Here is a 13,182-nt window from a genome sequence, read left to right on the forward strand (position 1 = left end):
TGCGCGACGATGATCCGCCGGGAAGACCTGAGCAAGCTTCCTACGCCGCCCCCAGTCCGAGCTTCGCGTAGATCCTTCTGGCATAAGCGCCGAATGCATCCGTCGTCTTCAGCGGAAGATCCCGCGGGAAGGGCAGGTCGATCGGGAAATAGTCGGCCATCTTCGCAGGTCCCGCCGTCAGCACGGCGCAGTGCGACGACAGGAAAACCGCTTCCTGGATCGAATGGGTGACGAAGATGATGGTCTTGCCGCTCTCGCGCCAGATACGCAGCATCTCCAGGTTCATCTGCTCGCGCGTCAGCGCATCCAGCGCGCCGAACGGCTCGTCCATCAGGATCAATTTGGGATCGTGGATGAAGGCGCGCGCGATCGCGGTGCGTTGCTGCATGCCGCCGGACAGCTGCTGCGGATATTTCTGCTCGTAGCCGGCGAGCCCCACGAGATTGAGCAGGTCGCGCGCCCGCTCGCGCGCGGCCTTGATCGGCAGGCCGACGATCTCGGCCGGCAGCAGCACGTTGTCCAGGATGGTGCGCCACTTTAGGAGCAGCGCCTGCTGGAACACCATGCCGATGTCGCGGGTCGGATCGAACGGGCTGTGGGCGTTGCCGATCCTGACGGTGCCGCCGTCGGCGCCGTGCAGGCCGGCCAGAATCTTCATCACCGTCGTCTTGCCGCAGCCGGACGGGCCGACCAGCGAGACGAGCTCGCCTTCCTGCACGTCCATCGTGACGTCGGAGACCGCCAGGAATTCGGCGCCGCCGCTGCGATAGACCTTGCGGACGCCCTGCAGGCTGATGAAGGGGTCTGGGCTCATGCCAGCCATTTGTTCAGGTTCGCGGCGACGAAGGCATCGTCGCTGAGGTCGGCGTGCTCGCGCGTGACGCGGTCGATCTCCTCTTTCTGGCCGGAGCTGAGGCCCTCGTTCGGATCGAGGCACCACAGGCCCTGCATCAGGCCCTGGCGGCGCAAGACCTCGTGGCAGCCGGCGATGCAGCCGTGAAAATTGTTGGCGACATCGAAGAAGGCGCTGTTGCAGTCGGTGACACGGGCATCGAGCGCGAGCAGATCCGCGGGTACGATGTCCTTGTGCCGCGCCGCCTTGCAGCGCTCGAACTGCTTGATCGCGCTCGCGGTCCACACCGACCAGTGGCCGAGCAGGCCGCCTCTGAAGTAGGTGCGGGTCGTGACGCCGTTGTCGCGCAGATCGAAGGGCAAGGTGAGATCGAGCAGGATGTGATCGTCATTGCCGGTGTAGAGCGCGACGCGGTCGAGCGCGCCGGCCGCCGCGACACCGCGCAGCACATCGAGCGTCCGATAGCGGTTGAACGGCGCGATCTTGATCGCGATGACGTTGTCGATCGAGGCAAAGCGCTGCCAGAAGCGGCTCGACAGGACGAGGCCGCCGACGGCTGGCTGGAGATAGAAGCCGACCAGCGGGATTTCCGCCGCAACCGCCGTGCAGTGCGCGATGATCTCGTCCTCGGAGGCGCTCTTCATCGCGGCGAGGCTGAGCAGCCCGGCGTGGTAGCCGATGTCGCGCGCGGTGCGGGCCTCGGTGACCGCCTGCCTCGTCGGACCCGCGAGGCCCGCGACCATCGCCAGCGGACGCTTGGTCCAATCGGCCGCGGTCTCGGCGGCGAGCTCGAGCACCGGGCGGTAGAGGCCGACATCGCGGATCGCGAACTGCGTCGTGTGCACGCCGACCGCAAGGCCGCCTGAGCCGGCGTCGATGTAATAGCGCGTCAGCGCGCGCTGATGCGTCTTGTCGAGCTGACGTTCGGCGGTGAGCGCGAGGGGGTGCGCCGGCAGCACGGTGCCGTCGGCAATCAGCTTGCGGATGTCGCTGTTGATCTGGCTGTGGTGCATGATGTCCTATCCGAATTCGGGGCCGGCGACGGCGAATGGGGTTTCCTCGCCCGTAGAGGTGGCGGGGCCGAACCGCATGCGCTGGAACGGGCGCTCGACGGTCCAGCTAGCGGCGGTCAAGCCTTCCAGGAATGCGGCTTGGGAGGCGACGGCGTCGAGCAGCAGCGGGCTGGTCTCGGAGCGCACGATCCCGTCAACCAGAGCCAGAGCTGCCGCGGCATTATCGGCAAACAACGGGCCGATATGGCGGGCGGTCCGGCCATCGCGCACCAGCGCGATGGCGCCATTCGCGGCGACGATGCGCGAGCCGGCGCGCTGGGCGAAGGCAGAGAGGAGGGCGATCCGGTCGAAACCAGTCGCGCGCCGATCCCGCATGGCAAGCGCATCGAGCGTGGCGGATGATGGTGGCGGCGTCTCGGCTCGCGCAGGCTTCACCAGCTTCAGGCGACGCAATTGCAGCGTCGGCATGAACCCCAGCGGTCCGTAGACGGCCGCGCCGTCGGGCGTAGCGTCGAGCCAGCTGGTCAGGCCGTTCTTTCGCGCCGTTTCCAGGCAAACGTCGACAAGACGGGTGGCAAGGCCGCGCCGGCGATGGGTGCCTGAGACCAGCACCATGCTGATCCAGGCGTTGTTGCCGGAATAGGGCAGCAGTGCCGCGGTCGCGACCAGCCGCGCGCCGTCACGGATGCCGAACACGATGCCGTCGCGCAGGAAGATGCGCCAGTCCTCCTCGGTCTGATTCCAGTGCGCTTCCGTCGAGAGCGCCAGCCCCGCGATCGCGTCCTGCACGCCGAGCGTCAGGATGGACGGGCCGTCAGTAGCGTCCATCGCGCACCTCGTATTTGGTGGGCTTGCCGAGGCTCGGCATGGCGCGCGAGACCCAGTCGGCGGTCCAGGCGATCAGCTGTTCGGTGTCGACGACGGGAAGGCCGAACAGTGCGACTGCCTTTGACGTGTCGGTCAGCCATGCTGTGGGCTCTTCCTTGCCCGTCAGCATCGGCGCGCGGCCGAACCTTGCGCCGAATTTTTGGGCGAGATCGCGCACCGCCAGGATCTCGTGGCCGCTGACATTGAGCGGCGAGGTCGGCGTGGTGCAGTGCGCGAGGCAGCGCAGCGCCTGGGCAGACGCATCGCCCTGCCAGATGAAATTGACATGGCCCAGGCTGACGTCGATCGGCGTGCCCATAAGCACCTTGGTCGCGATGTCGTGCAGCACGCCGTAGCGCATGTCGATCGCGTAGTTGAGGCGGAATAGCCGGCCCGGGGTCGCGAATTTGTGCGAGAAATACTCGAACATCCGTTCGCGACCGACGCAGGACTGCGCATATTCGCCGGGCGGGTTCGGCGCCATGTCCTCGGTCGAGCCTTTGCCGTCGACCGGGACGAACGGATAGATGCAGCCGGTCGAGAACGCCACGATGCGCGAGGAGGGGAAGGCCTGCGCCACCAGGGCGGGCACATGCGCGTTCATCGCCCAGGTCAGCGCCAGATCGCCCTCGGCGCCGAACTTGCGGCCAGCCATGAAGACGATGTTCGGCGCCTTCGGCAGCGCCGCAATCGCCGTCTCGTCCATCAGGTCGCAGTTGATCGTTTCGACACCGCGCGCGTGCAGCCAGTCCTTCACGCCGGCGTCGCTGAAGCGGGCCACGCCGATGATCCGGCGATCGGGAGCTGCGGCCTTCGCAAGGCCCGCCAGCGTCGGGCCCATCTTGCCGGCCACGCCGAGGATCATGATGTCGCCCTCGACCTTCCTAAGGTCGTCGATCAGGGCCTGGGTCGGCCGGCACAGCAGCTCGTCGAGGGCCGCAATATCGGGGATGGTCTTCGGCAGCGTCTGGCGGGTGAGCAGCATGATTCTGTCCTTCAAGTCTGCCGTTCCTAAGTCTGTCTTGCGTCGCCGACGACGAACATGCGTTCGAGGGCGAGCACGAGGCCATAGAGAGCGACCCCGAGCAGCGTCAGCAGCACGACCGCCATCACCATCGCGGGCGTGTCGAGCGAAGACTGCACCTGGATCATGAGGTAGCCGAGCCCGCGCTCGGAGGCGATGAACTCGCCGACGATGGCGCCGGCGACCGCCAGGATGGCGCCGACCTTCATGCCGGAGAAGATGTAAGGCAGCGATCCCGGCAGCTGGATCTTGCGGAACAGCGTCCAGCGCGAGCCGCGCAGCGACTTCACGAGATCGAGCAGATCCGGCTCGACCTCGCGCAAGCCGCGTGCGGTGGTGAGCAGGATCGGGAAGAAGCAGATGCTGAACGCGATCAGGATGTTCGGCACGATGCCGTAGGAGAACCAGACGATGAAGAGCGGGCCGAGCGCGACCTTCGGGATCATGTTCAGCGTCACGAACAGCGGCAGCAGCATGAGGCTGAGCAGCGGCGCCCAGCTGAAGATCACCGCGAGCGCGACGCCGACGAGAGCGCCAAGCGCGAAGCCGCCGAGGATCTCGAGCGCCGTGACCAGCGTGTTGGAACCCCAGGCGTAGCCTGTGGTTCCCAGCGTCTGAACGGTGGCGAGCGGCGAGGGCAGGATGAATTTCGGCACGTGGAAGGCATCGACCGCGACCTGCCAGAGCACGAGCACGGCGAGGTGCACGACCAGGATGACCGCAAAGCTGCGCGAGGCGTGTGCGCCGTCTCCTGCCACCGATTGCTCCCTGTTGGCGCGGCGGCGATGCCGCAGGTCGCCAGCCTAACCGTCCCCGGGGAAAGTTTCAACCAATTGGTTGATTAGGGCCGGAGCGACTGCAGCACCAGATCGGCGACGTGGCGGCGGCGGGCGCGGCGTGCGCTGCGGCTCGACAGGTCCTTGCCGAAGATCGCCGACAGCGTCGGCGTGTTGGAGAAGAAGAAAAAGCTGAGGCCGGCAATGGAGATATAGAGTTGGACCGGGTCGATCCCCTTGCGGAACACGCCCGCGCGCACCCCTTCATTGAGGATGTGCGAAACACTCTTCACCAGGGGGGAATGCATCGCTTCCAGCCGCGTCGAGCCGCGGACGTGGCGGGCGCCGCCGCGGTTCTCGTCGTTCAAAAGCACGATGAAATCGGGGTGTGCGGCCAGATGGTCGAACGAGGCCTCGATCAGCTTGCGGATCGCCTTCTCCGGCGGCAGGCCTTCGAGATTGAGCTTGCGCTCCTGCTCGCGGATGTCCTCATAGACCCATTCGAGGACGGCGAGGTAGAGCGCGTCCTTGTCGCCGAAATAATGGTAGACGAGCTGCTTGTTGACGCCCGCGCGCTCGGCGATCTCGTCGACGCGGGCGCCCGCAAAGCCGTGCCGGGCGAATTCCAGGCGCGCCGCGGTGAGCAGCTTGTTGCGGGTGGCGACGGGGTCGCGGCGCTGCGGCACGGTGTCGCCAGATCGTTTTGCGGGCATTTCCAACCAAACAGTTGACAAGTTGAGGGCGGGCTTGTTGCATTGGTATCCTCACACGGGGAGAGCGACAAGCCGGGTCGCTGGCATGAGGAGAGATGCGATGAAGCGTTTGCAGGCGGCTGTCGTGGCCCTGATGCTCGGTTTGCCGGCGGTGCCGGCGAGCGCGGGTGAAGCGGTGAACCTGATCCTCAACTGGACGCCGACGGCCGATCACTCGCCGTACTACTACGCCAAGGCGCAGGGCTGGTACGAGAAGGCCGGCATCGACCTCACGATCGAGACCGGCAAGGGCTCCGGCGTCTCCGCTGCCAAGGTCGGCTCGGGCGGCTCGCCCTTCGGCGTCGCCGATCTTGCCACCATGCTGGTGGCCAAGGGCAAGGGCGCCGACACCGTTGCCGTGATGAGCGTCTACGCCAATACCGGGCAAACCTTCTACTGGCTGAAGAGCTACGGCGTGAACGGGGTGAAGGATTTCGCCGGCCACAAGATCGGCAATCCGCCGGGCGATGCCTCGCGCGTGATGTGGCCGGCCTTTGCGAAAGCCGCAGGGCTTGCACCGGACTCGGTCGGATTCGTCAATGTCGGGCCGACCGCGAAGATCGCGGCGCTGAAAAGCCATACCGTCGACATCATCAGCGACTTCTACAACGAGCATGATCTGAAGGTGATCGAGTTCGGCCAGGACCTCGGCTACGTCAACTGGAAGGAGATCGGGCTCAATCCTTACGGCAACTCGCTGATCGTCAACGGCGCGTACCTGCAGAAGAACCCGAAGGTGGTCGAAGACTTCGTGCGCGTCACGCAGAAGGCCTTTGCGGCCTGCGTTGCCGACGTCGCGCCCTGCCTGAAGGCGCTGCTCGACCAGGTCTCCGGCCTCGACAAGGAGAACCAGGAGCGCCAGTGGGAGCGCATCAAGTTCCTGATGACGGACGAGTTCACCACCACCAAGGGGCTCGGCTGGATCGACGGCGAGCGGATGAAGAAGGATTACGAGCTGGTCCAGACCTATCTCGGCATGGAGAAGCCGTTCGACGTGACGACGGCGTTCACGACCAAGATGCTGGATCCGAGCATCAAGATGGATGCGAGCAAGGTGAGGAAGTAGGGGGGCAGTCGGCGCGCTCACCTACTCACCGGTGTCATGCCCGGCTCGACCGGGGCATCCAGTCCGCCGCGGCCCGTCGGGCGACTCAACGCCTTCACGCAGTACCGGATCGCCCGGTCAAGCCGGACGATGACATCGTGTGCTGGGCGAGAGCGACCGTTCAACGCTTGCCCCAGCCGATCGCGAGATCAGCGCACCCCATCCCCCCACGTAATCCCACGGAGAATTAACCGGCCGTTAACCATATCCGCCGCATCGTTAACCATTCAATAACAGGGAACGAGTCGGCCGTGATGGAGGCTGCAGTCAAACCTCAACGCCAAATGGTGCGCCTGCGCGGGCGCTCCTATGTGGCCTTCGTGTTTACGCCGACGGTTCCGGTTCAGGACTGGCTGCACGAGATCGACGCCACCATCGCGCGCTCGCCGGGCTTCTTTGCCGGCCGGCCGGTGGTGATCGACTTGTCCTCGGTCGATCTCAGCCAGTCCGGCATCGGTCATCTGCTCGCCAGCCTGCAGGACCGCAACATTCGCGTGCTCGGCATCGAGGGCGTGGAGGAGGCAAGGCTGACCCCGATGATGCCGCCGCTGCTCTCGGGCGGACGCAGCTGTATGGTCGAGCCAAGCGCGCCGAAGAAGCCAGAGACGAAGACCGAGACCAAGCCGACCTCGCTTTTGCTCGAAAACCCCGTGCGCTCGGGTCAGACCGTGATCTTCCCGGAAGGCGACGTGACCATCCTGGGTTCGGTCGGCTCCGGCGCGGAAGTCGTCGCCGGCGGATCGATTCACGTCTACGGGGCGCTGCGCGGCCGCGCCATGGCGGGCGTCAACGGCCGCACCAGCGCGCGCATCTATTGCCAGAAGATCGAAGCCGAACTGCTCGCGATCGATGGATTTTATCAGACTGCCGACGATATCGACGCCGCGCTTCGCGGCAGGCCGGCCCAGGCCTGGCTGCAGGGCAACACCATGCGAATTACCGCGCTGAACTGACCAGAAGGAGATTTCAGAAATGGCCAAGGTACTGGTCGTGACATCAGGCAAGGGCGGGGTCGGCAAGACCACGACGACCGCCGCCCTGGGAGCTGCGCTGGCGCAGCGCGGCGACAAGGTCGTCGTCGTCGACTTCGACGTCGGCCTGCGCAACCTCGACCTGGTGATGGGGGCCGAGCGCCGGGTCGTGTTCGACCTCATCAACGTGGTGCAGGGCGTTGCGAAACTCCCGCAGGCGCTGATCAAGGACAAGCGGCTGGAGAACCTCTGGCTGCTGCCGGCTTCGCAGACGCGCGACAAGGACGCGCTCACGGAAGAGGGCGTCGGCAAGGTCATCGACGAACTGCGCGCCCGTTTCGACTGGGTGATCTGCGACAGCCCGGCCGGCATCGAGCGCGGCGCCTCCATGGCCATGCGCTTTGCTGACGAGGCTGTGATCGTCACCAATCCGGAAGTGTCCTCGGTGCGCGATTCCGACCGCATCATCGGCATGCTCGATTCCAAGACGGTGCGGGCCGAGAAGGGCGAGCGGGTCGAGAAGCACATTCTCATCACCCGCTACGATCCCTCCCGCGCCGCGCGCGGCGAGATGCTGACGATCGACGATATCCTGGAAATCCTCGCAACGCCCTTGCTCGGCATCATCCCCGAGAGCCAGGACGTGTTGAAGGCCTCCAACGTCGGCACGCCGGTGACGCTGTCGAACGCGGATGGAGCGCCGGCGCGGGCCTATATGGACGCGGCCAAGCGCCTCTGCGGCGAGAACGTGACGATGCACGTTCCCGCCGAGCGCAGAGGTCTGATGGACCGCCTGCTGCGACGGAGGGCTGCATGAGCATGGGTCTGCTTCGACTTCTCCGCGGCAAGAAAGCCACTGCACCCGTCGCTCGCGAACGGTTGCAGATCCTGCTTGCCCATGAACGCGGAATGCGTGGCCAGCCCGATCTGCTCGGTGTGCTGCGTGAGGAAATTCTCGCCGTCGTGTCCAAGCACGTCACGCTGGACCCGACCAAGGTCATCGTCCGGCTCGAGCGCGGCGACGAGGTATCGACCCTGGAGGTCGATATCGAGGTGCCCAACGATATCGAGCGCAAGCGCGTGGCGGTCGCGTAGGGACCGCGGCCGACGACGAGCCATTTTGGGGTGGGTGAGAAGGCGGTCCGCTGGGCATGGCGGGCCGCCTTTGTCGTTCGCATCACTCACGCTCCCGGGGCCTGTCGATGTGATCGACGACGGGCGGAACGGGATCTGCGGCGCAATCGTTATCGTAGACCGCGGAATGCCGAGCCGGGCTCCGCGGTTTCGTCAGACGGAGAGCGCCCATGATGTCCGAGGTCCAGGTCCATACTGTTGCGCGGCAGATGCTCGAACAGCACGGTTTTGCTGCGATCGCGAAGGCCGCCGAGCAGGCCCAGGCTTGCGAGGGCCGCGGCGAGGCCGATGAGGCCAGGGAGTGGCGTCACATCGCCGACGCCATGAAGATCATCCGTGGGCCGCACCAGAGCTGACCACCGGAGCAGCAAACCGCCTCAACGGCCGTCGCCGTCGCGCTCGGTTCCCTGCGATGAGGATCGCCGGGTTTGCGACTGGCCGCGGTCTCCCGTCTCCTTGCACGGAAGCGGCTCCCAAGTCCCATCGGGTGTCTGCTGATACGCGCTGCAGGTCGAGGAGGGCGAATTGCCCTCGGCTTTTTGGCTGTCTGAATTCTTCGCCAGCACAGGGCCGGCCAGCACCGTGGCGGCCGCGAGCGTGCCGGCGAAAACGAAATGGATCATCCGCATGAGAGGTTCCTGTTCGAATTCGAAGAGGCCCCGCATGCTTTCCAGAATTGTGACAATTGTTGGCCGGCGCAGGGTCTCCCGGCGACGTGCTTAACGCCGCGAAAACCGGCCTGCTAGCCGCCCCTGCTAACCGCCCTTGGCGCGGATCAGGCCGGCGAGGTTGGTCTTCTGGGCCTCGCACCAGGTCGGCATGCCGAGACGGCGCTGGTTCAGGTCCGTCGCCTGGGTCGCCACCGCAACCTCGGCCATCAGATCGTCGTCCTGCTTCTCGCCCATCTTGCCGCCGGTATGCATCCAGGCGATCGCCTTGCGCACCTTCTCGGTGGTACCCTCGGGCAGCTGCATCTGCTGCGCCTTCTGCACGAGGTCCTGATAGACGACGTCCGTGCCCGGGCATTCCACCTTGGCGGCGAAGGCCTGCAGGACCATCGTCACATAGGTCGAACGTGGGTGGTCCTCGGCTTGGGCGGGAGCTGCGATCAGCAACAGGCCAGCCACCAGGAAACCGTAGCGCATCCTTGGTATCTCCTCTGTCTTTTTCAGGAGGCTAGCGTCCGGCGGGCTGCTCCGCAATGGTGCCAGGTGCGAATTTGTCGCTTCCCTCTGCGGTGCGCTATCGTGGCACCGCATCCCGGCTTCGGAGAGCGAAATGAGCCTGTTCAGCACGCCGTTCGATCCTACCCGTGACACGGCGCTCGTGACCGGCGCGGGCAACGGCATCGGCCGCGCGATCGCGCAGGCCTTGGTCGGCGAGGGCGTCCGGACCGTGTTCGCCGATGTCAACGCCGAGCGGGTGACTGCTGCGATCAGCGCCAGCCCGAGGCCCGAACTGGCGGTGCCCTGGGTCGGCGATCTCGCCGAGCTGGAGGCGTGCGACGCACTGCTTGCGACGGCGCACGCAGCATTGGGCGAGATCACGCATTTCGTCCACAGCGCATCGCCGCCGCGGCGGGAGGCCGATCATGCGCTCGCGGTCGATCGCAGGATCTGGCAGCAGATGCATGCCGTCAATCTCGATGCCGGCTTTCACCTGGCGCGCAACCTCGCCAAGCGGCTGATCGCGGCGAAGCGGCCCGGCTCGTTCCTGTTTCTCACCTCGCTGCATGCGGGCACGCCGCGCAATTTGCCGCATTATTCGACGGCGAAGGCGGCCATGGCGATGCTGGTGAAGGAGCTGGCCAAGACGTTTGGCCGCCACGGCATCCGCGTCAACGCCCTGGTGCCCGGCGCGATCGCGGCCGGCGGGTTCGTTGCGGATCCCGCGCTGGCGCGGCACATTCCGCTCGGGCGTCTCGGCGAGGCCAACGACCTCGCACCGATGGCGCTCACGGTGCTGTCGAACAAGCTCTCCGGTTACGTCACCGGCGCGGCCTATGTCGTCGACGGCGGATTGTCGCTGACGAACTGGTTCGAGCCGCCGGCGCTCGACGAATAGTCAGCGGCGCCAGGCCGGCACCGGATCGAGCGGCGTTCGATAAAGCTCATTGTGATCGCGATCGGTGACGCGCACCGCGCAACCCTTCTGCTGCAGCTCCGGCTTCACCTGCGACAGCTCGCATGCCAGTTGATCGGCGCGATCGGAGGCAACCTCGATATCTTCGAGAATGATCCCGCCCTGGTTCCTGAACTCTTCACCAACCACAAGATCGAAGGAGTAGTAAGGCATCCGAATTCCCCGGTGTGACGACCCAGCTCTGAAAACAAGTCTTCAATGGAAATCTCGACACATCCGGGATGGTACCACTGAGTCGATATCTATCGAATGAACAGGCCGCGCAATCTCTGTGCTTATGGCGCAGAAATGATGTGCAGCATGCAGGGTCATTAAGAATTTATTAAATACGTGGCGCAATCATAAGGCATGGAATTGCAGCAGAACCGGGCTCCGGGAACCGGCAGCTGCAAGAGAAGGCCGCCGGCATAGATCCCGACGGCCTTTTCTCATGAGCGGAAAACATCGCTTTTCCGTAATTGCCCGGACTCAACGCATCACATCGACTCGGACAGCGTGCGTGTTGTCGCAGCGGCCGCGCTGTTGCTGTTGCGCGCGTCAGCGCAACGGCATCGGCGGACGCACGACCGGTCCGTCGTCGTCGGCAACGGCCTGGGTCGTGGCGACCGGTGGCGGCGGGACGGCTGCGGCCTGCGATGGCGGCGGCGGAGGTGTGAGCGGCGCGGGCGAATAAGCCGGCATGTAGGTGTGCGACACGCCCGGTTTCGGTTTGCGAACCGGCGGCGGTGACGGAGCTCGCGCTGGGACCGCAGCAGCGCGTACGCGCGGATCGACCGGCTTGGCCTCAGCCACCGGTTTCGGCGCGGGCGGCTTCGCCATCTCGCGCGCCATCTGCTCCTGTCCGGCCTTCAACTCGGCGATGTTGGCCTTGAGCTGCTCGATCTGCTGCGCCATCGCGGCGAGGTCGCGCGTCATCGATTGCACCGACTGCGCTGCATCGGACGGCGTTGCCGCAGGCGTCGCTGTTGCAACCTGCGCCACGGGCGGCGCGGCCGATTGATCGGTGGTTTGATCGGCCGCCGCTTGTGCTGCGGCCGGCACAGCTTGATCCGTAGGCGGCGCGGCCTGCGCGGGGGCGACCGGCGCGGTCTGCGACGTGGAGGGCAGCAGCGACGTTAGCGACGCTAATGCAGGGGTCCATTCGGCGAGCATCTGTTTGGCGGTATCGCCGTGCTGCTCCCACGCGACGGTGGCGGCGGCGCTTCCTCCCGCAAACAGAAACGTGACGAACGCACCGCGCAGCCACTTGCGCACTGCGGATCGCTTCGGCCGGACATGGTCATCGCTCGCTGCGGCGCGCACGGCTGTGTCGACCGAGGGCGGTGCCGCCGTCTGCGGCTCCGAGACAGGAGCGAATCTGGGCTCCAGAGAGAGTTTGGGCGGCGGCGCGAATTTCGGCTCCGGACGGGTCGCAATTTCGGGCGCCAACGCCGGCGCAACGCTGATCGGGCGCGAGGCCAGCACAATGTCGGGCGAGATCTGAATCGCGTCGTGCGGATCGTTGTCCTTGACCGTGTCCTTCACGATCTCATCGACGATTTGCTTGGGGTTCAGCGTCGCGAGCATCGCAGCTCCTTTGAAGCCCAGGCGTTGAAGCCCGGGTGTTAAAGTCCTGGTCGCTCGCATTGGCGCGAGCCGATCTGTTGAGGGGAGCCCACCCAGATCGGATGAGCCCGGCCCGATGACGCACGAGTCCAGCCGGGTTTGACCAAAGCAAGGCGAGGGGATGGAGATGATGCGACGCTCTTCCGCCGTTTGTGGTGATGGAACCCAATTTGTCGAACACGTGCACGTGTTCCGCATTGCCTTGTTTTCAGCACGATTTGGGCAGCATCTGGGGATGCTGGGGGCGCTGCTTATCCGCTATCGGGGGCCGGCGGTGCCAAGATTTCTCATCGCTTTGTTTGCTGTTGCCTTGCTGCCGCTGGGCGGCTGCATGCAGACGACGCTTTCGCCGTCGACCGACGCGAGCATGACGCCGCGCGATCGGCAGCTGCTCGCGCATACGCCTTACGCGCAGGCGAACGTGCCCGAGCAATATCTGCGTCACGTCGTCGATTACCCGCGCAAGGAGCAACCGGGTACCATCCTGGTCGATACCGACGCACGCTATCTCTATTACGTGCTGCCTGACGGCAAGGCGATCCGTTACGGCGTTGCAGTGGGCGAGGAAGCCATGGCGTTCTCCGGCGTCGCGCGGGTCGGCCGCCTGGCGGAATGGCCGGACTGGGTCCCGACGGCAGATATCCAGGCGCGGCTCGGACCGTATCCGGCGCGCGTTCCCGGCGGTCCCGCCAATCCGTTGGGCGCGCGGGGCATCTATCTCTATGTCGGCAACAAGGACACGCTTTATCGCATCCACGGCACCAACCAGCCCGAATATATCGGGCAGGCGATCTCGTCCGGCTGCATCCGGATGCGCAACGAGGACGTGATCGATCTGTACGACCGGGTGAAGCTCAATTCGACGGTCGTGGTGCTGCCGCCCGGACAGAGCGCGCGGGCCGAGACGGGCGGAAGCTGGCGGGGGTAAGGAAGGCTCTGG

At 65.6% G+C, this 13,182-nt stretch carries 17 protein-coding genes; 7 read left to right on the forward strand and 10 right to left on the reverse strand.

Annotation, left to right across the window (positions count from 1 at the left end):
- Positions 1-40: 40 nt before the first annotated feature.
- From XH84_RS29820 to XH84_RS29845, 6 genes are all read right to left on the reverse strand, one after another.
- A complete protein-coding gene (locus tag XH84_RS29820) occupies positions 41-823 on the reverse strand; it encodes an ABC transporter ATP-binding protein (RefSeq protein WP_128920672.1) in 783 nt (260 codons plus the stop codon).
- Positions 811-1,866 (reverse strand): dihydrodipicolinate synthase family protein, encoded by a 1,056-nt coding sequence (locus tag XH84_RS29825; protein WP_128920673.1) that lies wholly within the window; start codon positions 1,864-1,866, stop codon positions 811-813. Before XH84_RS29825 ends, XH84_RS29820 begins: the two co-directional genes overlap by 13 nt.
- A 6-nt stretch (positions 1,867-1,872) precedes the next feature.
- On the reverse strand, positions 1,873-2,694 hold the full coding sequence (locus XH84_RS29830) for a GNAT family N-acetyltransferase (protein WP_128920674.1): 822 nt from the start codon (positions 2,692-2,694) through the stop codon (positions 1,873-1,875).
- Complete coding sequence (locus tag XH84_RS29835) at positions 2,681-3,718, reverse strand: NAD-dependent epimerase/dehydratase family protein (RefSeq protein WP_128920733.1); 1,038 nt, start codon at positions 3,716-3,718, stop codon at positions 2,681-2,683. Before XH84_RS29835 ends, XH84_RS29830 begins: the two co-directional genes overlap by 14 nt.
- Positions 3,719-3,744: 26 nt before the next feature.
- Positions 3,745-4,515, reverse strand: a complete 771-nt coding sequence (locus XH84_RS29840; protein ID WP_128920675.1) for an ABC transporter permease — start codon at positions 4,513-4,515, stop codon at positions 3,745-3,747.
- A gap of 83 nt (positions 4,516-4,598) precedes the next feature.
- Positions 4,599-5,246, reverse strand: coding sequence for a TetR/AcrR family transcriptional regulator (locus XH84_RS29845; RefSeq protein ID WP_128920676.1), 648 nt, complete (start codon positions 5,244-5,246; stop codon positions 4,599-4,601).
- Between the two features lie 100 nt (positions 5,247-5,346).
- On the opposite strand from XH84_RS29845, the gene XH84_RS29850 reads away from it, so the two are divergent.
- The 5 genes from XH84_RS29850 to XH84_RS29875 all read left to right on the forward strand — a co-directional run bounded on the left by XH84_RS29850 (position 5,347) and on the right by XH84_RS29875 (position 8,851).
- On the forward strand, positions 5,347-6,351 hold the full coding sequence (locus tag XH84_RS29850; protein WP_128920677.1) for an ABC transporter substrate-binding protein: 1,005 nt from the start codon (positions 5,347-5,349) through the stop codon (positions 6,349-6,351).
- Between the two features lie 293 nt (positions 6,352-6,644).
- The gene (minC, locus tag XH84_RS29860) at positions 6,645-7,343 is read left to right on the forward strand and encodes a septum site-determining protein MinC (RefSeq protein ID WP_128920734.1); all 699 of its coding nucleotides are present in this window, start codon (positions 6,645-6,647) and stop codon (positions 7,341-7,343) included.
- A gap of 19 nt (positions 7,344-7,362) precedes the next feature.
- Complete coding sequence (gene minD / locus XH84_RS29865) at positions 7,363-8,178, forward strand: septum site-determining protein MinD (protein WP_128920678.1); 816 nt, start codon at positions 7,363-7,365, stop codon at positions 8,176-8,178.
- Positions 8,175-8,456 carry a cell division topological specificity factor MinE gene (minE, locus tag XH84_RS29870; protein WP_091888131.1) on the forward strand — a complete coding sequence of 94 codons (282 nt, stop codon included), beginning with the start codon at positions 8,175-8,177 and terminating at the stop codon, positions 8,454-8,456. The genes minD and minE overlap by 4 nt, the downstream gene beginning before the upstream one ends.
- A gap of 209 nt (positions 8,457-8,665) precedes the next feature.
- Positions 8,666-8,851 carry a hypothetical protein gene (locus tag XH84_RS29875; RefSeq protein WP_128920679.1) on the forward strand — a complete coding sequence of 62 codons (186 nt, stop codon included), beginning with the start codon at positions 8,666-8,668 and terminating at the stop codon, positions 8,849-8,851.
- 21 nt (positions 8,852-8,872) lie between these two features.
- Here the strand turns inward: XH84_RS29875 and XH84_RS29880 are convergent, their stop codons facing one another.
- Together XH84_RS29880 and XH84_RS29885 are read right to left on the reverse strand one after the other, a co-directional pair.
- On the reverse strand, positions 8,873-9,124 hold the full coding sequence (locus tag XH84_RS29880) for a hypothetical protein (protein WP_128920680.1): 252 nt from the start codon (positions 9,122-9,124) through the stop codon (positions 8,873-8,875).
- Between the two features lie 126 nt (positions 9,125-9,250).
- Positions 9,251-9,640 (reverse strand): hypothetical protein, encoded by a 390-nt coding sequence (locus XH84_RS29885; RefSeq protein ID WP_128920681.1) that lies wholly within the window; start codon positions 9,638-9,640, stop codon positions 9,251-9,253.
- 133 nt (positions 9,641-9,773) lie between these two features.
- Between XH84_RS29885 and XH84_RS29890 the strand changes: the two genes are divergently transcribed.
- Positions 9,774-10,559 (forward strand): SDR family NAD(P)-dependent oxidoreductase, encoded by a 786-nt coding sequence (locus XH84_RS29890; protein WP_128920682.1) that lies wholly within the window; start codon positions 9,774-9,776, stop codon positions 10,557-10,559.
- Here XH84_RS29890 and XH84_RS29895 read toward each other — a convergent pair whose 3' ends face one another.
- Positions 10,560-10,790 carry a DUF6894 family protein gene (locus tag XH84_RS29895; RefSeq protein ID WP_028136727.1) on the reverse strand — a complete coding sequence of 77 codons (231 nt, stop codon included), beginning with the start codon at positions 10,788-10,790 and terminating at the stop codon, positions 10,560-10,562.
- Between the two features lie 384 nt (positions 10,791-11,174).
- Complete coding sequence (locus XH84_RS29900; RefSeq protein WP_128920683.1) at positions 11,175-12,203, reverse strand: hypothetical protein; 1,029 nt, start codon at positions 12,201-12,203, stop codon at positions 11,175-11,177.
- Positions 12,204-12,573: 370 nt separating this feature from the next.
- Between XH84_RS29900 and XH84_RS29905 the strand changes: the two genes are divergently transcribed.
- Entirely contained in the window at positions 12,574-13,170 is a 597-nt protein-coding gene (locus tag XH84_RS29905) for a L,D-transpeptidase (protein ID WP_164936409.1), read from the forward strand.
- The last annotated feature ends 12 nt before the right edge of the window (positions 13,171-13,182 follow it).

It is taken from the genome of Bradyrhizobium nanningense (assembly GCF_004114535.1).
Taxonomy (GTDB): domain Bacteria; phylum Pseudomonadota; class Alphaproteobacteria; order Rhizobiales; family Xanthobacteraceae; genus Bradyrhizobium; species Bradyrhizobium nanningense.